The organism is Caldimonas taiwanensis NBRC 104434 (assembly GCF_001592165.1).
GTDB lineage: Bacteria > Pseudomonadota > Gammaproteobacteria > Burkholderiales > Burkholderiaceae_C > Caldimonas > Caldimonas manganoxidans.
Genome location: NZ_BCWK01000009.1, coordinates 119502 through 141478 on the forward strand (window position 1 = coordinate 119502; position 21977 = coordinate 141478).

General features: G+C 66.3%; 20 protein-coding genes, 1 other RNA gene and 1 pseudogene. 18 read left to right on the forward strand and 4 right to left on the reverse strand.

The annotated features are described in order from the left end of the window. Positions 1 to 30 precede the first annotated feature (30 nt). The 5 genes from CTA01S_RS09850 to CTA01S_RS09865 all read left to right on the forward strand — a co-directional run bounded on the left by CTA01S_RS09850 (position 31) and on the right by CTA01S_RS09865 (position 2144). Positions 31 to 258: a hypothetical protein gene (locus CTA01S_RS09850; RefSeq protein WP_019559613.1), complete on the forward strand. Its 228-nt coding sequence runs from the start codon at positions 31 to 33 to the stop codon at positions 256 to 258. Then, positions 255 to 596 (forward strand): cell division protein ZapA, encoded by a 342-nt coding sequence (locus tag CTA01S_RS09855; RefSeq protein ID WP_019559612.1) that lies wholly within the window; start codon positions 255 to 257, stop codon positions 594 to 596. The genes CTA01S_RS09850 and CTA01S_RS09855 overlap by 4 nt, the downstream gene beginning before the upstream one ends. A gap of 55 nt (positions 597 to 651) precedes the next feature. Further along, a non-coding RNA gene (ssrS, locus tag CTA01S_RS17065) (6S RNA) lies at positions 652 to 831 on the forward strand. A gap of 21 nt (positions 832 to 852) precedes the next feature. Then, positions 853 to 1332, forward strand: a complete 480-nt coding sequence (locus CTA01S_RS09860) for an EVE domain-containing protein (RefSeq protein WP_019559611.1) — start codon at positions 853 to 855, stop codon at positions 1330 to 1332. A gap of 29 nt (positions 1333 to 1361) precedes the next feature. Next, on the forward strand, positions 1362 to 2144 hold the full coding sequence (locus tag CTA01S_RS09865; protein WP_033370896.1) for a sulfite exporter TauE/SafE family protein: 783 nt from the start codon (positions 1362 to 1364) through the stop codon (positions 2142 to 2144). 40 nt (positions 2145 to 2184) lie between these two features. Here the strand turns inward: CTA01S_RS09865 and CTA01S_RS09870 are convergent, their stop codons facing one another. Both CTA01S_RS09870 and CTA01S_RS09875 read right to left on the reverse strand, forming a co-directional pair. Continuing rightward, the gene (locus tag CTA01S_RS09870) at positions 2185 to 3201 is read right to left on the reverse strand and encodes a sensor domain-containing diguanylate cyclase (RefSeq protein ID WP_169452408.1); all 1017 of its coding nucleotides are present in this window, start codon (positions 3199 to 3201) and stop codon (positions 2185 to 2187) included. A gap of 204 nt (positions 3202 to 3405) precedes the next feature. Further along, positions 3406 to 4632 carry an ANTAR domain-containing protein gene (locus CTA01S_RS09875; RefSeq protein ID WP_062195030.1) on the reverse strand — a complete coding sequence of 409 codons (1227 nt, stop codon included), beginning with the start codon at positions 4630 to 4632 and terminating at the stop codon, positions 3406 to 3408. A 351-nt stretch (positions 4633 to 4983) separates the two neighbouring features. On the opposite strand from CTA01S_RS09875, the gene CTA01S_RS09880 reads away from it, so the two are divergent. Then, a complete protein-coding gene (locus CTA01S_RS09880) occupies positions 4984 to 6252 on the forward strand; it encodes an MFS transporter (protein ID WP_062195102.1) in 1269 nt (422 codons plus the stop codon). Positions 6253 to 6294: 42 nt separating this feature from the next. Here the strand turns inward: CTA01S_RS09880 and CTA01S_RS09885 are convergent, their stop codons facing one another. Then, complete coding sequence (locus CTA01S_RS09885; protein ID WP_062195037.1) at positions 6295 to 8004, reverse strand: bifunctional protein-serine/threonine kinase/phosphatase; 1710 nt, start codon at positions 8002 to 8004, stop codon at positions 6295 to 6297. A gap of 170 nt (positions 8005 to 8174) precedes the next feature. Here CTA01S_RS09885 and nirB point away from each other — a divergent pair, with 170 nt between their 5' ends. From nirB to cobA, 5 genes are read left to right on the forward strand one after another with little or no spacing between them, the layout of a single operon-like run. After that, positions 8175 to 10622, forward strand: coding sequence for a nitrite reductase large subunit NirB (gene nirB, locus CTA01S_RS09890; protein ID WP_062195041.1), 2448 nt, complete (start codon positions 8175 to 8177; stop codon positions 10620 to 10622). Between the two features lie 20 nt (positions 10623 to 10642). After that, the gene (gene nirD, locus CTA01S_RS09895) at positions 10643 to 10999 is read left to right on the forward strand and encodes a nitrite reductase small subunit NirD (protein WP_019559604.1); all 357 of its coding nucleotides are present in this window, start codon (positions 10643 to 10645) and stop codon (positions 10997 to 10999) included. Beyond that, entirely contained in the window at positions 10996 to 13803 is a 2808-nt protein-coding gene (locus CTA01S_RS09900) for a nitrate reductase (RefSeq protein WP_062195045.1), read from the forward strand. The genes nirD and CTA01S_RS09900 overlap by 4 nt, the downstream gene beginning before the upstream one ends. 42 nt (positions 13804 to 13845) lie before the next feature. Next, entirely contained in the window at positions 13846 to 14796 is a 951-nt protein-coding gene (gene ybiB / locus CTA01S_RS09905; RefSeq protein WP_062195050.1) for a DNA-binding protein YbiB, read from the forward strand. After that, positions 14780 to 15583: a uroporphyrinogen-III C-methyltransferase gene (gene cobA, locus CTA01S_RS09910; RefSeq protein WP_019559601.1), complete on the forward strand. Its 804-nt coding sequence runs from the start codon at positions 14780 to 14782 to the stop codon at positions 15581 to 15583. Before ybiB ends, cobA begins: the two co-directional genes overlap by 17 nt. On the opposite strand, the gene rhtB is transcribed toward cobA, so the two are convergent. Continuing rightward, positions 15564 to 16193, reverse strand: a complete 630-nt coding sequence (rhtB, locus tag CTA01S_RS09915; protein ID WP_062195054.1) for a homoserine/homoserine lactone efflux protein — start codon at positions 16191 to 16193, stop codon at positions 15564 to 15566. The two genes, cobA and rhtB, sit on opposite strands and share 20 nt — an antisense overlap. A 96-nt stretch (positions 16194 to 16289) precedes the next feature. Between rhtB and CTA01S_RS16445 the strand changes: the two are divergent. The 7 genes and pseudogenes from CTA01S_RS16445 to CTA01S_RS09945 all read left to right on the forward strand — a co-directional run. Next, a pseudogene (locus tag CTA01S_RS16445) lies at positions 16290 to 16424 on the forward strand (methyl-accepting chemotaxis protein); the annotation flags it as partial. A gap of 25 nt (positions 16425 to 16449) precedes the next feature. Continuing rightward, on the forward strand, positions 16450 to 17658 hold the full coding sequence (locus tag CTA01S_RS09920) for a BaiN/RdsA family NAD(P)/FAD-dependent oxidoreductase (protein WP_062195058.1): 1209 nt from the start codon (positions 16450 to 16452) through the stop codon (positions 17656 to 17658). Positions 17659 to 17861: 203 nt separating this feature from the next. Further along, the gene (gene rpsU, locus CTA01S_RS09925; protein WP_019559597.1) at positions 17862 to 18074 is read left to right on the forward strand and encodes a 30S ribosomal protein S21; all 213 of its coding nucleotides are present in this window, start codon (positions 17862 to 17864) and stop codon (positions 18072 to 18074) included. Positions 18075 to 18199: 125 nt separating this feature from the next. After that, a complete protein-coding gene (locus CTA01S_RS09930) occupies positions 18200 to 18646 on the forward strand; it encodes a GatB/YqeY domain-containing protein (protein WP_062195062.1) in 447 nt (148 codons plus the stop codon). Between the two features lie 25 nt (positions 18647 to 18671). Further along, positions 18672 to 19016, forward strand: coding sequence for a protein tyrosine phosphatase family protein (locus tag CTA01S_RS09935; protein ID WP_019559595.1), 345 nt, complete (start codon positions 18672 to 18674; stop codon positions 19014 to 19016). 293 nt (positions 19017 to 19309) lie between these two features. Beyond that, positions 19310 to 19924, forward strand: a complete 615-nt coding sequence (locus CTA01S_RS09940) for a TRAP transporter small permease subunit (RefSeq protein WP_019559594.1) — start codon at positions 19310 to 19312, stop codon at positions 19922 to 19924. Beyond that, on the forward strand, positions 19921 to 21729 hold the full coding sequence (locus tag CTA01S_RS09945; RefSeq protein WP_062195066.1) for a TRAP transporter large permease: 1809 nt from the start codon (positions 19921 to 19923) through the stop codon (positions 21727 to 21729). The genes CTA01S_RS09940 and CTA01S_RS09945 overlap by 4 nt, the downstream gene beginning before the upstream one ends. Positions 21730 to 21977 lie beyond the last annotated feature (248 nt).

Genomic DNA, 21977 nt, shown 5'->3' on the forward strand with positions numbered 1-21977 from the left:
TACAATCCGCGCTCAAGGACGGGCCGGCCCATGTCAACCATCGACGAACTTGCCGATCGCATCGAGCGATTGCTGCTGCGCCACGAGGAGCTGCGGCGCACCAACGAGCTGCTGCAGCGGCAGCTCGCCCAAGTGTCTGCCGAACGCGACAGCTTGCGGCAGCGGCTCCAGACGGCGCGCGCGCGCATCGATGCCCTGCTCGAACACCTGCCCAGCGAAGCCGCCCAAACCCCGCAGAATGGACCGGAGGGCTCATGAAGCAGATCGAAGTGACCATCATGGGCCAGAGCTATATCCTGGGCTGCGCCGACGGTGGCGAAGCCGCCTTGCTCGAGGCCGTCAACACCGTGGACCGGGAGATGTGCGCGATCCGCGATGCCGGCAAGGTCAAGGCACGCGAGCGCATCGCCGTGTTGGCCGCGCTGAACATCGCTTTCGAACTGGCCAAGCGCCCGACGCCGGCCCCCGCGCCGGCGCATCCTCCCAGCGCCGCCAGCGCCGCGACCGAGGCCTCGGCGGCTGCGCACGCCCAGAAATTGCGTGCACTGATGGCGCGCATCGACGAGGCCTTGAGCCAGGAAGGACGCTTGCTCTGAGGCCGCCGCCGCGGACTGCGCGGGCACTGCCTGCCGCAACGGGCGTAGAATCGACAGGTCCGTCGCGTTCGCGGGAGTTCTATATTTCCTTGAACCGATGCTCATCGAGCAAGGGCTTGGAACATTGCTTGGCTGGTGCGATCGTCTCGCGTCAGACGAACCCGAGGCCCTGCTGACCTCGCCCACCTGAATCCCCTGGGTTCAGGAATGCGGCTCTCGGCTCGTGGCGGACACCCCGTCTGCCGTCCTCTCGCCCATGCCGACAGAACAACAACAGTACTGGCTCATGAAGAGCGAGCCGGACGAATGCTCGATCGATGATCTGGCCGCCGCCCCCGGGCAAACCGTGCCTTGGACCGGCGTGCGCAATTATCAGGCGCGCAATTTCATGCGCGACGCCATGCGCATCGGCGACGGCGTGTTGTTCTACCACTCGTCCTGCCCCGAACCGGGCATTGCCGGACTGGCCGAAGTGGCCAGCGAGCCGTACCCGGACCCGACGCAGTTCGACCCGTCCAGCCCTTATTACGACCCGGCCTCGCGCCCTCAAGCGCCGCGCTGGCTGCTGCGTGACGTGAAGTTCGTGCGCAAGACCCGGTTGCTGTCGCTGAAGGAAATGCGCGCCTGCCCAGAACTGGCGTCGATGCGGGTGCTGCAACCCGGCAACCGCTTGTCGATCACCCCCGTGACGCCGGCACAGTGGCGCGCCGTGTTGGCCTTGTTGGAGCGATCTTGACTTTCGATCTGCCATTCATCGCCCAGCTGATGCTGCTGGGCTGTTTCACCGGATTTCTGGCCGGCTTGTTGGGCATCGGCGGCGGCATGTTGCTGGTGCCTTTTCTCACCTTTTTGCTGGCCCAGCGCGGCGTGGAAGCCCAACTGGCCGTCAAGATGGCCATTGCCACCTCGATGGCCACGATCCTGTTCACCTCCGTATCCAGTGTGCGGGCGCATCACAAGCGGGGAGCCGTGCGCTGGGATCTGGTGCGCGGCTTGGCCCCAGGCATCGTCTTGGGTGGGCTGCTGGCCGGCGCCGGTGTCTTTGCGTTGCTCAAGGGACGTTGGCTGGCGCTGTTCTTCGCGATCTTCGTCGGCTTCTCGGCCACGCAAATGTTGCTGGACAAGAAGCCCAAGCCCTCGCGGCAGATGCCTGGGGCGGCCGGGCAGGTGGCCGCCGGCAGTGTGATCGGGTTCCTCTCGGGCCTGGTGGGCGCTGGCGGCGGCTTCGTCTCGGTGCCTTTCATGACCTGGTGCAATGTGGCCATCCACCAAGCGGTGGCCACCAGTGCCGCGCTGGGCTTTCCGATCGCGGTGGCCAACGTGGTCGGTTATGTCATCGGCGGCTGGTCGCTGCCGGCGGCCCTGCCGGGGGCCATCGGCTTTTTGTACCTGCCAGCGCTGGCGCTGATCGCGGCCACCAGCGTGATGTTCGCCCCACTGGGCGCGCGCGCCGCCCATGCCTTGAACGTCAAGCAACTCAAGCGGGCGTTTGCCCTGTTGCTCTACGGCTTGGCCGCCTACATGCTGTACAAGGCACTGGCAAGCTAAGCCCGCCCCGTAAGCCCACCCCGGGGGGCCGCGCGGTTTCTCAGGCTGCGGTCGAGGGCCTCGCTTCGGGACGCCGTGGCTGGAAGGGAATGCGGGCCAAAGCCACCCCGTTGCCTCCCCGGCGGCGGGCTTGCGCCAAGGCCTGCTCGGTCAGACGCAGCAAATCGGTCAGCTCATCGCTGCTGTGCGGAAAGCTGGCCACCCCCATGGAGACGGTGAAGCGCAGGTCCTGACCCTCGTGCATGACGATTTGGGCCTCGCACTGCCGGCGCAGCCCCTCCATGCGCGCATGGGCCGTGGCCAGCCCCACGCCCGACAGCAGCACGGCGAAGCGGTCGATGCCGATGCGGCAGGGTGCATCCATCGCTCGGGTGTTGCCACGCAACAACTGCCCGAGCGCCTGCAAGCAGCGCTCGGCCGCTTGCCGACCGTGACGCGCCACCAAATCGTCGTAATCATCGACCTGGATGGCCACCAGCGCGAACTCGCGATGCTCCCGCGCCGACAGATCGACTTCGCGACGAAGCTGCTCGTCGAAATGGCGCTGGTTGTAAACGCCGGTGAGCGGATCACGCACGCCTTGGTCACGCAATTCCTGGCGCAGATCCTCGTTCTGGCGCTGTTGTTGCTCCAGCAGATGCAACGCATGCCGCAGCTTGTCTTGTGTGCGGCGCAGCTCACTGAAATCGAGCCACAGCCCGGCCAAACACACGCCGTGATCATCCAGCGGCACGGCCATGCGGGTGCACACCAGGGCGCGCGAGGTGAGCTTCTCCTCACGCTGCAGTGGCATGCGCCGGACGCGCGCCGCCTCGTCGCCGTCTTTCAGGACGGCGGCCGCCTCCGCATCGAGCAGCTCGGCATCGGTGCGTCCGATCACGTCGTGCACCGAATGGCCCAGCACGGCGGCCGCCGCCGCATTGACGAACAGATAGCGCCCCGCGGCATCTTTGACGAACACCCCTGTGGGCAATTGCTCGCAAGCGGCTTGCAGCAAATGCAGCAACGACTGCACACTCACCCCGCTGCGGCGCGCCTGGTCCAGAACCAGGCTCACGGGATCGCCCGCCGGCGCGAGATCGCTCTCGTCCGTCGACGCGTGGGAGGGGCGGGGCCGGGCGAATCCGGCGGTCAAATCATTCATGGGGATGTGCGGCCGCTGGCGGAATTTTCCACCTTTTGGGGGATTGTGACGGCTTCGGGACGCCCCGTCCCGGGCGCCGCCCCCCCTATTTGCGGCATGGCGCACAAAAAATGTGCCTCAGCCGAGCAGCTGCTCGAGGCTCAGCTCGAAACGCTCGGTCAGCCGGTCGAGTTCCAGCAGCAGCGTTTCGCTGACCTGCGCCACTGTCCGGCGGCCGTCCACCTCGTGGGCCCGACTGGCTCCATCGAGCAAGGCCGCCCACGCCCGCGCCGAAGCCTGGAGCGATTCGCGCAATGACGGATCCGACAATGGCAGGGCGCTCAGCTGATCGTGCGCGTCTTCGAACAACTGGCGCGTGGCCTGCGCCTGCACCAGCATCTGCGGCCCCGATGGTGCGGGCATCATCGACGCCAGCAACACTTGTTTGGCCAAGCGCTGCGAAAGCATGCGCTGGCGGCCGGCCATGTTGAGGATGCGCAGCGTGGACCCTGGGCTGGCTTGCTCCAAGATCGTGGTCAGCCGCTCGGCCTGCTCGAGCAAGCGCTCGGCCTGGGCATCGACCGCCGCCAGGTCTTGCGCCGCGCCATCCCCCAAGGCAGTTTTGAGCGCCGCCCAGGCCGATTGCACCCCGCCCAGCAAATCACCGAAGCTGGCCGCCGACAGATGACGTTGGAGCACCGCGAGGTTGTCATCGACCCGCTGCATCGACCGGTGCAGACCTCGTCGGTGCTCCTCGACGTCCTCGCCGCACATGCACAAGGCATGGAGTTTGACCAAACGCTGCGAAAGCATGCGCAGCTGGCCGCAGCGGTTGACGGCTTCGCCGTGCCGTGCGGCATCGATCACCTCGCGCGCGACCAGGCCCACGCGCCGATTGGCCTGCATCGACGCGCGCCGCAGGGCGCGGAACGCCTCCTCCTCGCTCATCTGGGTGGCTCGCATCAGCAAGCCCTTGGCCCGGTCGACCAGTTTGCGCTCCTCGAAACGCTGCCGCACGGCCTCGAGCTCTTCGCGCAACGCCCGCTCGCGCTCGAAGCGCAGCCGCGCCAGCGCCCATTCGGTGCGCAAGCGCTGTGGCGCGTAAGCTTGCACCACGCAACCGTGCACCCCGGCCTGCAAGGCACGCGCCAGGCGCTCCACCTCGGCATCTGCCGTGTACAGCAGCACCGGGCAGGGCTCGACGTCGCGCAAGCGTTCGATGGCCTGCAGCCACGCCTCGTCGAGATGCGACACCCAGGCCACCACCCCATCCGGTGCGCGCCGCACCACCTCACGCACCAGCATGTGGCAGTCGGTGGCACCAAGGACGTGAAAGCCCGCAGCCTCCAGATCGGACTGCAGCATGCCGCATGGCAGCGGGTCTTCGGCCAAGACGAGGACCGAAACGGGGCGGCAGTCGACGACGTTCAGAATCCCTCTCCTTTTCGAGTGAATTAAGTGGATGCCCCAGGGCCGGGCCCAGCCTCTGCGGAAGGCAGCCATCCTGGGACGCCTGGCCATCGGGGCAAGCAAGCTCCGCGCCCACGACACCAGCCGCACGGCGTGGCCCTGGCATGGATGTTGCTGCACTGCAGCCGGGTGCAACGCCGCACCCAGACCGTGCACCGCACCGCCGGTCCTGCGCATGACGCCGTGCGCAACACAGTGCCTGCCCTGCCGACGGCCCGCAAGGCCGTGGGTTCATCGAGGCTCGTCATGTCTGGCTCCACGACTTTCCTGAAATCCGGTCACTGGCCGACGCTGCTCGCGTCGTTTCTCTATTTCGATTTCTGCTTCGCCATCTGGGTGCTCAATGGCGCGATGGGTCCGTTCATTCGGGAGAGCTTCCAGCTCACGCCGGCACAGCAAGGCTTCATGATTTCGGTCCCCATCCTGGCCGGCGCGCTGATGCGCTTCCCGCTGGGTGTGCTGGCACAGTACATCGGCCGCAAAAACGCTGCGATGGTCGAAATGGGCCTGATCGTGCTGGCCCTCATCTACGGCTACTTCTTCGTCGACAGCTACGACCGCGTGCTGGCCATGGGGGTGCTGTTGGGCATTGCCGGTGCGAGCTTCGGTGTGGCACTGAGCCTGGGCAGCGGCTGGTACCCGCCGCGCTACAAAGGCTTGGCCATGGGCATTGCCGGCGCCGGCAATTCCGGAACGGTGCTGGCCGTGCTCTTTGCCCCCCCGTTGGCCACCCATCTGGGCTGGCAGACGGTCTACGGCCTGGCCGCTTTGACCATGCTGCTGCCCATGGCCGTGATGTGGTGGGCCGCCAAAGAGCCGCCCGACCGAGAACACCAGACGCTGCGCGAACACGTGTCTTGTCTGTTCGAGAAGGACGGATGGGCCTTCAGCCTGATCTACATCGTCACCTTCGGTGGATTCATCGGTCTGTCCAGCTTCCTGCCCACCTACTTCTACGACCAGTTCAAAGTCACCAAGGTGGAAGCCGGCCAGCTCACGATGCTGGCAACCCTGATGGGCTCGGCCGTACGCGTGGTGGGCGGCTATGTGTCTGATCGCGTCGGCGGCGTCACCACGCTCACGGGCGTGCTGCTCATCGTCAGCCTCACCCTGGTGCTGTGCGGCTTGGCCGGCGGCTCGGTGGTGCTCACCACCTTGCTGTTCATGCTGTGCTTTGCCGCCTTGGGCGCGGGCAATGGGGCCTTGTTCCAACTCGTGCCCTTGCGCTGGCCGCTGACGACGGCCGTGGCCGGATCGATGATCGGCGAGATCGGCGCGCTGGGCGGCGGGTTCCTGCCCAATGCGATGGGGCTGTCCAAGCAGTATGCCGGCACTTACCTCTGGGGCTTCGTCGCCTTCGCGGTGTTGGCCCTGGGCATGCTGTTGATGCTGCGCATCGTGCAAATCCGCTGGACGCGCACCTGGGCCGAACGAGGGGGCCGCGCACGCGTCACGCCCGTGGAAGGCGCACCCCAGGACTATGGGCGCGCCTCGCTGCACGGCGCGGCCAAATAAGCGGAGCCGGCCATGCGGATCGTCCCCATGCCCTCCTGCGCATCAGCGCGGAAGGAACAGCAGCCACAGGATCAGCAGTCCATTGAACAACAGCGAAATGGCCAGCCCGATCTTCCACAGCGCCGCCGGATCACGCATCACCAGCGGCGTGGGCGGCTGTTGGGGCAAAGGCCGTGCGGCCCCGCGCTGCAGCGCCAGCGCGAACTCCTCGGCCGTCTCGAATCGCTGTCGGCGATCGCGCGCCACCGCCTTGAGCACGACACGGTCCAGCCACACCGGCACCTCAGGACGCCACTTCGAGGGCGGAAGGGGATCGTGGCGGAAGCGTGCCAGCTGGTAGGGCTCCACGTCCCCATAAGGCAGGCGGCCCGTGAGGGCCTGGTACAAGGTGACCCCCAGCGCGTAGAGATCGCTGCCCGCATCGGCCGGCAACGGCTCGTCCGGCAGCCACTGCTCGGGATTGATGTAGCTGGGCGTGCCCGCGTGCAGACTGCGGGCGGCTTCAGGCTCGCGTCCAGACACGGCCACCCCCAAGTCGAGCAAACGCCAACGACCATCCTCGCCCCGGTGCACATGGGCCGGCTTGACATCGCGATGGATCACCCCATGCCGATGCAATCGCCCCAAAGCCCCCAGCACTGCGAGGCCGGCTTCGACCACCTCGGACACCCCCAAGGGCTGCCCCCGGGCCATGAGCTGCTCCAGGGTGTGACCGCCGTGCCAGTCGTACACCACGTAAAAGGCGCTGGGATCGGCCACCTCGTGCACACGCACCAAGCCGCCGCCGGGCTCGTTGGCCACTCGGCTGCCCAGCCAGGCCTCGTGCGCCAGCATCGCGCGCTCTTGGGGATCGCTCGCCCGGGCCTCATGCAGCGTCTTGATCACCACCAGGGCCTGGGTGCGGGAATCTCGCGCCTGGTACAGACGATGCACTCCATTGTCGGCCAGGACCGCCGTGACCGTGTAGCCGTCCAGCTTGTCGCCCACCCGCAGCCGCGGCGGCACCGGAAGTTGACGGCCGCGCAACAACAAGTCCTCCAATCGACCCGTGGCCAGACCGGCCACGCGAATCACCAGCGCGGTCGCATTGTCGCGGCTGCCAGCGGCCAAAGCCGCACGCACCAGCGCCTCGCTGGCCTCCTGCGCCGAGCCCAGCAACGCCAAGGCCGCCAGCTCACGCCGGCGCAGCACCCCATGCACACCATCGCTGGTGAGGACGAACACGTCGCCGCGATGCAACTCGCCCTGGCTGTAATCGACCCGCACATGATCGTCCAAACCGATCGCACGCGACAGTGCGTGATGCCAGCCCTGCGGGTCGACGCTGTGATCCTGCGTGAGCTGGATGCACTCACCATCGCGCAGCAACCAGGCCCGCGAATCGCCCACATGGGCCAAGGTATAGCTGTGCCCTCGCAGCACCAACGCGGTGAGCGTGCACATCGCCGCCCCCTGCGAACTGCCGCGCCGATTGTGCGCCGCCAGCCAAGCATTGTGCGCACCGATGAGCCGATCCAACGCGACCGTGGTGTCCCAGGTCTCGGGCACGGCGTGGAAATCCTGCACCAGGCTCATCACCGTGGTCTGCGCCGCCAGCAAGCCTTGACCGCCGCTGGCCACACCATCGGCCACCGCCGCGATCAAGCCCCGTGCTTCCTCGCTGCGGGCCGGCCGCACCACCGCGGCGAAATCCTCGTTGCGCTCGCGCGCTCCGCGCTGGCTGGCATGACCGATGTCGACGTCGAAACTCATGAAGGCTCGGGCATTCGGGGATCAAAGACGAACGGCTCGGCACTGTGTCGGAAAGCACGGCCTCATGCAAGCCCCACGGCGGTGCGCCACGTTGGAGGCTCCGCACACCGACATGGCACCCCGCTTGCTATTTCTTCTGTGAAGACAGGCTCATCGATGGAGTTCGGGACATGAAAAAAATGAAACTGGTGATGGTGGGCAACGGCATGGCCGGTGTACGCACCCTGGAAGAGCTGCTGAAGATCGCGCCCGATCTCTACGAGATCACCGTCTTCGGCGCCGAGCCCTATCCCAACTACAACCGCATCCTGCTCAGCCCCGTGCTGGCGGGCGAGCAGACGCTGGACGAAATCATCCTCAATCCCCTGTCGTGGTACGAGGACAACGGCATCACCCTGCATCTGGGCAAGAAGGTGGCGCAGGTCGATCGCAGCCGCCGCATCGTGCGTGCCGAAGACGGCACCGAAGCGGCCTACGACCGCCTGCTGCTGGCCACCGGCTCCCATCCCTTCATCCTGCCCGTGCCAGGCCGCGAGCTCGCCGGCGTGATCGCCTACCGGGACATTGCCGACACGAACACGATGATCGAGGCGGCCAAGAAGTACCGCCATGCGGTGGTCATCGGCGGCGGTCTGCTGGGACTGGAGGCGGCCAACGGCCTGATGCTGCGCGGCATGCAAGTCAGCGTGGTGCACCTGGCCGAATGGTTGATGGAGCGCCAGCTCGACGCCGTCGCCGGCAAGATGCTGCAAAAATCCCTGGAGGAACGCGGACTCAAGTTCTTTCTGAAAGCGCAGACCCAGGCCCTGATCGGCGGCCCGGATAGGCGCGTCATGGCCGTGCAGCTCAAAGATGGCACGGAAATCCCAGCCGACCTCGTTGTGATGGCCGCGGGCATTCGCCCCAACACCGACCTGGCCGAGCGCATGGGCCTGCTGTGCCAGCGCGGCATCGTCGTCACCGACACCATGCAGACCGTCACCGACCCGCGCATCTACGCGGTGGGCGAGTGTGCGTCCCATCGCGGCGTGGCCTATGGTCTGGTGGCCCCGTTGTTCGAACAGGCCAAGGTGTGCGCCACGCATTTGGGGCAGTTTGGCATCGGACGCTACCAGGGATCACAGGTCTCCACCAAGCTCAAGGTCACGGGCATCGACCTGTTCTCGGCAGGCGACTTCATGGGCGGCGAAGCCACTGAGGACATCGTCCTCCACGACCCCTACGGCGGGGTCTATAAAAAGCTCGTGATCAAGGACGACAAGCTAGTGGGCGCGTGCCTTTACGGCGATACGGTGGACGGCGCCTGGTACTTCAAACTGCTGCGCGAGGGGCGTGCGATCCACGACATTCGCGACCGGCTCATGTTCGGCGAATCGAACATCGGCGACACCGGCCACGAAGGTCACAACAAGGCCGCGGCCATGGCCGACGCCGATGAAGTCTGTGGCTGCAACGGCGTCACCAAGGGCACGATCTGCAAAGCCATCAAAGAAAAAGGCTTGTTCACCCTAGAGGAGGTGCGCAAACACACCAAGGCCAGCGCCTCTTGCGGATCGTGCACCGGCTTGGTCGAGCAGTTGTTGATGTTCGTCGCAGGCGGCGATTACTCGGCCACCCCGAAGAAGAAGGCCATCTGCGGCTGCACCGATCACAGCCACGAGGAAGTGCGCCAAGCCATCCGCACCCCACTGCCCGATGGCACCAAGCTGCTCACCATCGAGGCCGTGATGCGCCACCTGAACTGGCGCACGCCCAATGGCTGCGCCACGTGCCGACCGGCCCTGAATTACTACCTCATTTCCACCTGGCCCAAAGAGGCCCAGGACGAGCCGCAATCGCGCTTCATCAACGAACGCAGCCACGCCAACATTCAGAAAGACGGGACGTATTCGGTGGTGCCGCGCATGTGGGGTGGCGAGACCTCCGCCGCTGAGCTGCGCCGCATCGCCGACGTGGTGGACAAGTACCAGATCCCCACCGTCAAGGTCACCGGAGGTCAACGCATCGACTTGCTCGGGGTGAAGAAAGAAGACTTGCCCAAGGTCTGGCGCGACCTGGGCATGCCCTCGGGGCATGCCTATGCCAAGGCGCTGCGCACGGTCAAAACCTGTGTCGGCAGCGAATGGTGCCGCTTCGGCACGCAAAACAGCACCCAAATGGGCAAGGACCTGGAGCGCGCGCTGTGGCGCATGTACGCCCCGCACAAAGTGAAACTGGCCGTCAGTGGATGCCCACGCAACTGCGCCGAAGCCGGCATCAAGGATGTGGGCGTCATTGGCGTGGACTCGGGCTGGGAGATTTATGTGGCCGGCAACGGCGGCATCAAGACCGAAGTGGCGCAGTTCCTCGTGAAGGTGCGCTCGGCCGAGGAAGTGCTGGAATACAGCGGCGCATTCCTGCAGCTCTATCGCGAAGAAGGCTGGTACCTGGAACGCACCTGCCACTACGTGGCCCGCGTGGGACTGGACTACGTCAAAAAACGCATCCTCGACGACGCCGCAGGTCGCCGCGCACTGTGGGAGCGCCTGCAGTTTGCGCTGGACGGCGAACCCGACCCCTGGTTCGAGTTCGACAAGGCCAAGGTCGATCCCCGTCAATTCGAGGCGCTGAGCGTCTGACCCTCTAGGAGACCCGCGACATGACTCAATGGAAAGCCATCTGCCGCGTCGAGGACATTCCGCGGCTGGGCGCGCGCCGCGTGCAACGCCCCGCTGGCGGCGCGGTGGCCATTTTTCGCAATGCCGACGATCAAGTCTTCGCGCTGCTGGACCGCTGCCCACACAAAGGCGGACCGCTCAGTCAGGGCATCGTCTTTGGCACCAGCGTGGCCTGCCCGCTGCACAACTGGACCATCGGCCTGGACGACGGTTGCGCGCGAGAGCCCGATCATGGCTGCACGCCGCGGTTCACGGTCAAGATCGATGACGGCCAGGTCTACCTGGATGTCGAGGAGCTCGACACCCTGGCCCTGGACGAGGTAAAGGCTGCGGCATGACACAGACGCCGGTTCGGCACACACGCTCGCCTTGTCCGTACTGCGGCGTCGGCTGCGGTGTGATCATCGAGTCGCACGATGGGCACATCACGGGCGTGCGCGGCGACCCCGAGCACCCGGCCAACTTCGGGCGGCTGTGCACCAAGGGCAGCACCTTGCACCTGACCGCCAGTGCCCCGTTGATGGCGCACACCCGGCTGCTGCAGCCCATGCGCCGCCAGCGCCGGGATCAGCCCCCACAGGCCATCGGATGGGACGCGGCGCTGGATGAAGCGGCCAGCCGCTTTGGCGACATCATCGATCGCCACGGCCCCGATGCGGTCGGCTTCTACATCTCGGGCCAGCTCCTGACCGAGGACTACTACGTCTTCAACAAGCTGGCCAAAGGCCTGATCGGCACCAACAACATCGACACCAACTCGCGGCTGTGCATGAGCAGTGCAGTGGCCGGCTACAAGCTGACGCTGGGCGCCGATGCGCCGCCCAATTGCTACGAAGACATCGATCATGCCGATCTCATCTTCATCGTAGGCGCCAACCCGGCGTGGGCGCACCCCATCCTGTTTCGGCGCATCGAGGATGCCAAACGCGCCAATCCCCAGCTGCGCATCATCGTGGCCGACCCGCGGCGCACCGAAACCGCCGAACTGGCCGATCTGTATCTGCCCCTGCTGCCCGGCACCGACGTGGCCCTGTTCTACGGCATGCTCCACGTGCTGATGTGGGAGCAACTCATCGATCCGGCCTTCATCGCGGCGCACACCCAGGGCTTCGAGGCGCTGAGACAGCGTGTCCTCGACTTTCCACCCAAAGACGCGGCACGCATCTGCGGCTTGGAAGTCTCCGCCCTGATCGAAGCGGCCCGCTGGTTCGGCCAATCGCGCGCGGCACTGTCCTTGTACTGCCAGGGGCTGAATCAAAGCAGCAGCGGCACGGCCAAGAACGCTGCGCTCATCAACCTGCATCTGGCCACCGGCCACATCGGTCGCCCTGGGGCCGGGCCTTTCTCGCTCACCGGCCAACCCAATGCCATGGGCGGACGCGAGGTCGGCGGCATGGCCAACCTGCTGTCGGCCCACCGCGATCTGGCCAACCCCGAACACCGCGCCGAAGTGGCACGCCTGTGGGGCGTGCCGGATGTGCCGGCCACGCCGGGCAAGACCGCCGTCGAGATGTTCGAGGCCGCCGCCCGCGGCGAAATCAAGGCGCTGTGGATCGCCTGCACCAATCCAGCCCAGTCGATGCCGGATCAGGCCACCGTGCGCACAGCCTTGGCGCGCTGTGAGTTCATCGTGGTGCAGGAAGCCTTCGCCACCACGGCCACCTGCGCCCATGCCGACTTGCTGCTGCCTGCGGCCACTTGGGGCGAGAAAGAAGGCACGGTCACCAACAGTGAGCGGCGCATCAGCCGCGTGCGTGCCGCCGTTGCTCCCCCGGGCGAGGCCCGCGCCGACTGGCGCATCGTGGTGGACTTCGCGCGTCGGCTCGAAGCCCGCTGGGGCATGCGCCGCCGCGGCGCGGCTGCCACGCTCTTTCCCTACGACGGCCCCGAAGCCATCTGGAACGAACACCGCGAATCCACCCGCGGGCGCGACCTCGACATCACCGGCCTGAGCTATGCACGGCTCGAGGCGCAGGGCCCGCAGCACTGGCCCTGCCCGCAGGGACAACCCCCGCGCGCCCGGCTGTACGAAGACCGGCGCTTTGCCACGCCCGACGGGCGGGCACGCTTTGCCGACGTGCCCTACACCCCCGTGGCCGAGCCGCGCGACGCCCGCTATCCCTTCAGCCTGACCACCGGCCGGCTGCGCGACCAGTGGCATGGCATGAGCCGCACCGGCCTGCTGGGGCGTCTGTTCGGACATGTGAGCGAGCCCGCCGTGCAACTGAATCCCCAGGACATGGCGCGCCGTGGCTTGCAAGACGGCGACCTCGTGCATCTCACGTCCCGACGCGGCTCCATCGTGTTGCCGGTGCAAGGCAGCGAGCAGGTGGGCCTGTCGCAGGCCTTCTTGGCCATGCACTGGGGTGAAGAATTCCTCAGCGGCGCCAGCAGCACCGGCGAGCGCTTGGCCGGCGTCAATGCCCTGACCACCTCGGCCTACTGCCCCAGCTCCAAACAACCCGAACTCAAGCATACGGCGGTCAAAGTGCTCAAGGCCGAGCTGCCCTGGACGCTGCTGGCGGCCGCCTGGCTGCCAGTGGGCCAGGCCCAGCGCGCCATCGCGGATCTGCGTGCACTGATGCCGCGCTTTGCCTATGCCACCTGCGTGCCCTTCGGGCGCGAGCCCAGCGAGCGCGGCGTGCTGGGCGTGCTCTTGCGTGCAGCGGCCTATGAGCCCCTGGACGATGAAGCCCTCGCGCAGATCGAGCACCGGCTCGGCTTGGCCAGCGCCGAGGTCCTGCGCTATGTGGACCGCCGTCGCGGCCAGCGCCGCACCATGCGCCTGGTGGCCGATGGTCATGGCAACACCCGGCTGGAAGCCTTCTTGCTGGCCGGAGACACCCGCGCACAGTCCTGGGTGCGCGCCCTGCTGCAAGACGAGGTGCCAGCCCAGGCCTATGGCCGAGCCTTGCTCGCCCCCGGCGGCAAGCCACCGGCTTCCCTGAGCCCACGCAGCCGCCAGGTGTGCACGTGTTTGAACGTCACGGAATCCGACATCGTCGCCACCCTTGCGCACTGCCAAGGCAGCGCCGAAGAACGCCTGGTCCGTTTGCAAGCCGAACGGCGATGCGGGACCCAATGCGGCTCTTGCATGCCCGAACTGCGACGCCTGGTCCGCGCCAGCCTGCAGGTCGCGTGACAATGGGGGTCTTCTGCGCAACGCACCATCCCTGCACGCCCCATGAGCATCGCCCCCTACATCAAAGAAATCGGCCGCGGCAAGGAAGGCGCTCGCTCACTCAGCCGTGAGCAAGCCTACGATCTGATGTGCCAGGTGCTCGATGGTCGCATCAGCGATCTCGAACTCGGCGCCTTCGCCATTGCGATGCGCATCAAAGGAGAGTCCGTCGACGAATTGGCCGGCTTCTTGCAGGCCACGCGCGAGCGCTGCCTGCCCATCGCAGCCGGACGCCCTTTGGTCGTGCTGCCGTCCTACAACGGCGCCCGCAAGCTGCCCAACCTCACGGCCCTGCTGGCGCTGATGCTGGCGCGCGCCGGCGTGGCAGTCCTCGTGCACGGCATGCCCGACGACCCCAATCGCGTCACCACCGCCGAGGTGTTCGGCCACCTCGGCTTGGCCCCGGCCGAGGCGCCCAGCGAGCTCCAACAACGCTGGAGCCGCGGCGAGCCGGCCTATATCCGCACCGAACGACTGTGCCCGCCTCTGGCGCGACTGCTCGAGGTGCGCTGGGTCATTGGCCTGCGCAACCCCGGTCACACCGTGGCCAAACTGCTCGACCCCGGGGCGGGTCTGCGCATCGTCAACTACACCCACCCCGAGTATGGACGCCTGCTGACCCAGTTCCTGCAAACCACCGAAGCCCATGCGATGCTGTTGCGCGGCACCGAAGGCGAACCCTATGCCGATCCGCGCCGCACACCACGCATGGACATTTTCATCGCCGGCCAACTCCGCCCTGAGCTAGGCGTTGCGACTCGCGAAGGCGTGCTGACCGATCTGCCGTCACTGCCGCCACGATGCGATGCGGCCACCACCGCCAGCTACATCGAGGCCGTGATGCGGGGCGAGCAAGCCGTGCCCGCGCCCCTGCAGCAGCAGCTGGAATGCCTTTTGCATGCCGCCGCCTCGATCCCGGACACCAGGACCCCCGCTCATGCCCCGACGGCCTGACCTGCTCAGCCCCGCCCAGCCTCCGCTGGTCACCCTCGTCGGTGCCGGCCCAGGCGACCCGGACTTGCTCACCCTCAAGGCCGTGCGAGCCATCCGGCGCGCCACCGTGCTCCTGGTCGATGACCTGGTCGGCGATGGGGTGCTGCGCTACGCGCGGCGCACGGCGCGCATCGTGCCGGTGGGCAAGCGCGGCGGCTGCCGCTCCACGCCCCAAGACTTCATCGAGCGCATGATGATCACCGAAGCCCGCCGCGGCGAACGGGTGGTGCGGCTCAAAGGCGGCGACCCCTTCGTGTTTGGCCGCGGCGGCGAAGAAGCCGAACACTTGCGCGCCGCCGGATTGCGTGTGGAGGTGATCAACGGCATCACCGCCGGCCTGGCCGCCTGCACGGCCCTGGGCGTGCCGCTGACCCACCGCCAACGAGCCCATGGGGTGATTTTCGTCACCGGTCATGCCGGAGACGGGCAGTCCGAGCTCGATTGGGCCCAGCTCGCCGCCACCGCCGCCCAAGGCTTCACCCTGGTGATCTACATGGGGGTGGCCCGGCATCGACAGCTCGCCGATGGCTTGCGCGCCCACCTGCGCCGCGACACCCCGGTGGCCGTGGTGCAGCATGCCACCTTGCCCCAACAACGTCATGCCCTCACCACGTTGGACGCTCTGGCGGCCACCATGCAACGCGAAAGCCTGGGCAGCCCGGCCATCATCATCGTGGGCGACGTATTGCAGGGCTTGGCCGCCCTGCCCCAAGGCAAAGACCTCGGCGTTACAGCGGCTGCCGCTTGAATGCGGCCAGCGCCGCACCCATGCCCATCAAGACACCGCCCAAGGTCCGATTGAGCCAGCGCATGGCCCCTGGTGTGCACAGCAGGCCCTGCAATCGAGCAGCCAATGCTGCATAACCGTGCATCACGATCACATCCACCGTGCACATCGTCAGCGCCAAGATCAGCAACTGCATCCCCAACGGCCGCCCTGGATCGATGAACTGCGGCAGCACGGCCACCATGAAGACGATGCCCTTGGGGTTGGTCGCATTGGTCAAGAGCCCGGACAGGAACCGCCGCCGCGCCGACAGCGGTGGCAAGCGCTGCGCCGCGTTCGTGATCGACACCCCCGCGCGCCACTGCTGCAAGCCCAACCACACCAGATACGCCGCCCCGGCCCATTTGACCACGGCAAATGCCGTCTCGGAAGCCAGCAGCAACGCGCCCAAGCCCGCCCCGGCGATCAACAGCACCAGCACCAAGCCCACTTGCAAACCGGCAATGGTCACGCTGGCAGCCCGCACGCCATACGACAGCCCATGGCTCATCGACAACACCGCCCCCGAGCCTGGCGACAAGGCGATCGCCCAACAAGCGAAGAAATAGGCCCACCACACTTCCAGACGCATACCAGTCTCCCGGGACGAACTGCCGATCCCGCTCGATTCTAGGGCTGGCCATGGTGGCCCACCCTTTGCATGCCTTCGCTCAGCGATCCGACCCCCATGGCCGCCCGCGCAGGGGTTCATGGCCGCGAGTTCGCCGTGGTGGCCCATGCGCTGTCACGCATCACCGCCGACATCGACGCGCAAGCAATCAAGGCCCTGGCCCTGGTCACCGCCAGCCGTCCCAGGCATTGATGCCGCAGGCCCTACACTGCGCCCCGTGCAAACCTATGACGTGGTGGTGATCGGCGCGGGCGCGGCCGGTCTGTTTTGTGCGGGCCTGGCTGGGCAGGCCGGCTTGCGCGTGCTCGTGATCGATCATGCGGCCAAAGTGGCCGAGAAAATCCGCATCTCGGGCGGCGGTCGTTGCAACTTCACCAACCGCGATGCCGGGCCAGCCAATTTCCTGTCCGACAACCCGCACTTCTGCCGCTCGGCCCTGGCCCGCTACACACCGCAAGACTTCCTCGCGCTGCTACGGCGTCATCGCATCGGCTGGCACGAAAAGCACAAGGGTCAGCTCTTCTGCGACGAATCTTCCGAAGACATCATCCGCCTGCTGTTGCGCGAATGTGCGGCCGGCGGCGTGACGCGCTGGCAACCGTGCCGAGTCCTGGCGGTGCGCCATGGCAGCGCCGGCTTCGAATGCGACACCGAGCACGGCCCCGTGCGCAGCGCTCGGCTGGTGGTGGCCACCGGGGGGCTGTCCATTCCCAAGATCGGCGCCAGCGACTTCGGCTACCGACTGGCCCGTCAATTCGGCCACCGCATAGTCGAGCCCCGCCCCGCGTTGGTGCCGCTCACCTTCGATGGCGCCGACTGGGCGCCATTCGCCGCCCTTGCCGGCGTGGCCTTGCCGGTGAGCATTCGCTGTGGGACAGGCCGCGCGCAAGGTCACTTCGAGGAGGACCTGCTCTTCACCCATCGCGGCCTCAGCGGCCCGGCCGTCTTGCAAATCTCCAGCTACTGGAGGCCCGGCCACTCGCTCACGATCGACCTGTGCCCGGGGCTGGATGTGGGGCACACCTTGCGTCAGGCCAAACCCGGCTCGCGCCGGCAGCTGGCCACCGCGCTGGCCGAGCACCTGCCCCAACGCCTGGCCGACGTCTGGCTCCAAGCCCTGGGCTTGGACGGCAGCCGAGCGCTGGCCGACACCCGCGACCGCGACCTCGATGCCGTGGCGCAACGGCTACAGGCTTGGCACGTCTTGCCCAGCGGCACCGAGGGCTATCGCAAAGCCGAAGTCACCGCCGGCGGCGTGGATACCCGTGACCTCAGTTCCCAAAGCCTGGAAAGCCGCCGCGTGCCCGGCCTGCACTTCATCGGCGAGGTGGTGGATGTGACCGGCTGGCTCGGCGGATTCAACTTTCAGTGGGCTTGGTCCAGCGCGGCAGCTTGCGCACGCGCCATGGCCGCCGCCATGGCATGAGGCCGGTGGCAGCCCGCAGGCCAGGCACGGCCGGCGCACGCCTCCTTTGCAAAGCCCATTCAGAAGGTTATAATTTCGGTCTTTGCTGGCAAACCGTGCGTCTTCGGCCTTGGCCGTACACCAGGGAGCCCAAGGGGTTGATCGAAAAGACTGATCGAGCCCGCTGGGCAAGGCGCCAAGAGATTCAAGGATCCTCATTCTCAATGACTACCATTCGCGTCAAAGAAAACGAGCCGTTCGACGTGGCCCTGCGCCGCTTCAAGCGCACCATCGAAAAGCTGGGCCTGCTGACCGAGCTGCGTGCCCGCGAGTTTTACGAGAAGCCCACGGCCGAGCGCAAGCGCAAGAAAGCAGCGGCCATCAAGCGCCATTTCAAGCGCGTTCGCAGCATGCAGCTGCCCAAGAAGCTTTATTGAATTCCGGCAACGGCCGCGCCCCGCGCCGTCCGGCTTCACCCGAGCCCGCCTGGGGACGCCCGGCGGGCTTTGTGCTTTCTGGGCCGATCGCGGCATACTTCCCTCTTGCATCCATCCACACTCCCATGAGCCTGAAGGACCGCATCTCCGACGACATGAAGGCCGCCATGCGCGCCAAGAACAGTGAGCGCCTGTCGACCATTCGCATGCTGCTGGCAGCGATGAAGCAAAAAGAAGTCGACGAGCGCATCACCCTGGATGACGCCGGCGTCATCGGCATCGTCGACAAGCTGATCAAGCAGCGCAAAGACGCCGCGGCGCAATATGCCCAGGCCGGGCGCACCGACTTGGCCGACAAAGAAAATGCCGAGATCGCCGTGCTGGAGGCCTATCTGCCCCAGCGCTTGAGCCCCGAGGACATCGCCGCGGAAGTCGCGCGCATCGTGGCCGAAGTGGGGGCCAGCGGTCCAGGCGACATGGGCAAGGTCATGGCCGCTGCCAAGGCGGCCTTGGCCGGCCGGGCAGACATGAGCGTGGTGTCTGCCGTCGTCAAGCAAGCCCTCAGCCGCTGAATCCTCGTCCCAGGAGTCTGTTCCCATGTCCCTGCCCACCCAAAGCATCGCTCCCGACGTGTGCGTCGCCCCGCAGCTGGAGCCCTCGGCCATGGCCGAGGCTGCCGCCGCCGGCTTCAAGAGCGTGATCAACAACCGCCCCGATTTCGAAGGCGGTCCCGAACAGCCCACCAGCGCCCAAATCGAAGCCGCAGCGCGGGCCGCCGGTTTGCAGTACGTCTATCTTCCCGTCCCCTCCACCGGCCAAACCCCCGAGCAAATCGCTCAAGCCGCCCAGGTGCTGGCCACGCTGCCGCGGCCGGTGCTGATGTTCTGTCGATCCGGCGCACGCAGCGCCCGGCTGTACCAAGCCGCCACGGCTGCGGACTGATCCTCACATTCCTCGCCCCGCCCCGGCTCGCCGCCCTCGGGGCTGTCGGCCTGCCACCGCCTAGGGGTCTTCCCTAGGATTCGCGCAAACACGCTCAGTGTTCAGGCGATATTCAGTTCATGCTCCTTACAGTGCGCGGCGGCACACGGGGCCAGGGCCTTGCCAAACTGTGAACGGCGCGACCTGGCCTTCCTCCCGTGCCATCCCCGGCCTGCTGCGTCCTGGAACGACCTGCCCTGCGCAGGTCCGCCCGGTGTGGTGGGCCCATGCAGTTCCACGTTCTTGGAGACCCCGTGAACACCCTGCTCAGCTTGTCCAGAGCGATCGACTGGATCAACGAACAGATCGGTCGCGTCATCATGTGGCTGGTCTTGGCATCCGTGCTCATCAGCGCGACCAATGCCATCGTGCGCAAGGTTCTCAGCACCAGCTCCAACGCTTGGCTGGAGATCCAGTGGTATCTCTTCGCCGCGGTGTTCATGCTGGGCGTGGGCTATGTGCTTTTGCACAATGCCCATGTACGCATCGATTTCATCTCCTCGCGCTTGTCCAAGCGCACCAATGCCATCATCGACATCTTTGCGATGGTGGTGTTCATCATCCCGCTCAGCGTGATCCTCATCAAGCTGTCGTGGCCCCTGTTCGTCAATGCCTGGCACAGTGGAGAGATGTCCCAGAACGCGGGCGGGCTGGTGCGCTGGCCGGTGTACTTGTTGGTGCCCACCGGCTTTGCCATCCTGCTGGCACAAGCCGTCTCCGAACTCATCAAGCGGGTGGCTTTCCTGACTGGCCATCGCAGCGAGCCCTTCTCCCACATCGAACGCAAAAGCGAGGCCGAACAGCTGGCTGAAGAACTCGCCCAAGAAGCACAAGCTCACGATCATTCCACCGCCAAAGCCCAGTCATGATCGAATTCCTCACCCAGAATTTCGTCCCCATCCTTTTCGCGGGACTGCTGTTCTTCCTGCTGTGCGGGATTCCGGTGGCCTTCGGCCTGGCAGCCACCGGCTTGCTGTTCGGCTTCATCGGCATGGAGTTGGGCCTGTTTGGCGCCAACCTGTTCCAAGCCTTGCCGCTGCGGGTGTTGGGCATCATGCAGAACGACACACTGCTGGCCATCCCGTTCTTCACGCTGATGGGCATCATCCTGGAACGCTCGGGCATGGCCGAAGACCTGCTCGACACCGTCGGCCAGGTGTTCGGCCCGGTGCGAGGCGGCCTGGCCATCGCCGTGATCCTGGTGGGCGCTCTGCTGGCAGCCACCACCGGCGTGGTGGCCGCCGCCGTGATCTCGATGGGCCTGATCTCGCTGCCCATCATGCTGCGCTATGGCTACAACCGCACCATCGCCACCGGCACCATCACGGCCTCGGGCACGCTGGCACAAGCCATCCCGCCGTCGCTGGTGCTGATCGTGATGGCCGACCAGCTCGGCCGCTCGGTGGGCGACATGTATGCCGGCGCGCTGGTGCCAGCGATGCTGCTGGTGGGTTGCTATCTGCTGTTCGTGATCTTGGTGGCGATTTTCCGCCCCAGCTGGGTGCCCGCCCTGCCGCCCGAGGCCCGCATCTACCGTGAGCCCAATGGAAGCAGCGGCCACCGCTCGCTGATCGTGCTGATGCTCGTGTGCGCCATCGCGGCAGTGGGCTGGTCGCGCATTCACGCCTCGGTGATCAATCCGCTGGTCGAGCGCCCCTTCGACACGGCGCCCACCGATGAGGTCTTCATCCTGTCGACCACGGTGGCCTCACTGCTGGCCCTGCTGCTGGCCCTGGCCAACAAGCTCCTGAAACTCAACCTGTTGTCGCGCCTGGCGCAGCAGGTGACCTTCGCGCTGATCCCGCCGCTGGTGCTGATCTTCCTGGTGTTGGGCACCATCTTCCTGGGCGTGGCCACCCCCACCGAAGGCGGCGCGATGGGAGCCGTCGGCGCCTTGATCATGGCCGCATCGCGGCGCCGGCTGAGTTTTGCCATGCTCAAGCAAGCCTTGGACAGCACGGCCCGGCTGTCGGTGTTCGTGCTGTTCATCCTGATCGGCTCGACGGTGTTCAGCTTCACCTTCAATGCGGCCGATGGCCACTTCTGGGTAGAGCACTTGTTCGACAAGTTGCCTGGTGGGCAGCTCGGCTTCCTGATCTTCGTGAACTTCCTCATCTTCGTGCTGGGGATGTTCATCGACTTCTTCGAGATCGCCTTCATCGTGATTCCGATCCTCGCGCCGGTGGCCGAGAAGATGGGCATCGACCTGATCTGGTTCGGCGTGATCATCGCGATGAACCTGCAGACCTCCTTCTTGACGCCCCCCTTCGGTTTTGCGCTGTTCTACCTGCGCAGCGTCGCCCCGAAGGCCGACTACCTCGACCGCATCACGAACAAGCGGATCCCCGCGGTGAGCACACCGCAGATCTACAAGGGGTCGATCGCTTTCATCTGCATCCAGTTGTTCATGGTCGGCGTCATCATCGCCTTCCCCGGGCTGGTGACAGGCAACATCCAACAAGGGGAAAAGCTCAGCGCCGAGGAAGTGATGCAGCAACTGCAAATCCCGGTGGAGCCCGATGTCGACACCGATTCGACGGAAAAAGAGCTCGCCCCCGAGTCCTCGCAGGAATCCGACATCGCCCCCGATGCCGACACCTCGGCCACCGAACAGGCCGACGAAGATCCTGCCCGTGCGCTGGAGCGTGCGTTGCAACAACCCGCCGGGCGCTGAACCGACTGCACCAACGCCCCTTTTGGGACCCAGCCCTGCGTGCGATACGCGGGGCTTTTTTCTGCCTCTCGATGTGCGCTCGAGGGAACCGATCGGGCTGCCGTCATGGCCATTTTCAGCTCCACGAAAAAACCCGCCAGGCCACTGAGGGCCGGGCGGGCAGTTTCTTGGCGGTGCTCCACCACCGGATGCCTGACCCGGTGGCGCGACGAAGCAAGCCTTACAGCTTGGCCGACTGCATGTAGCGA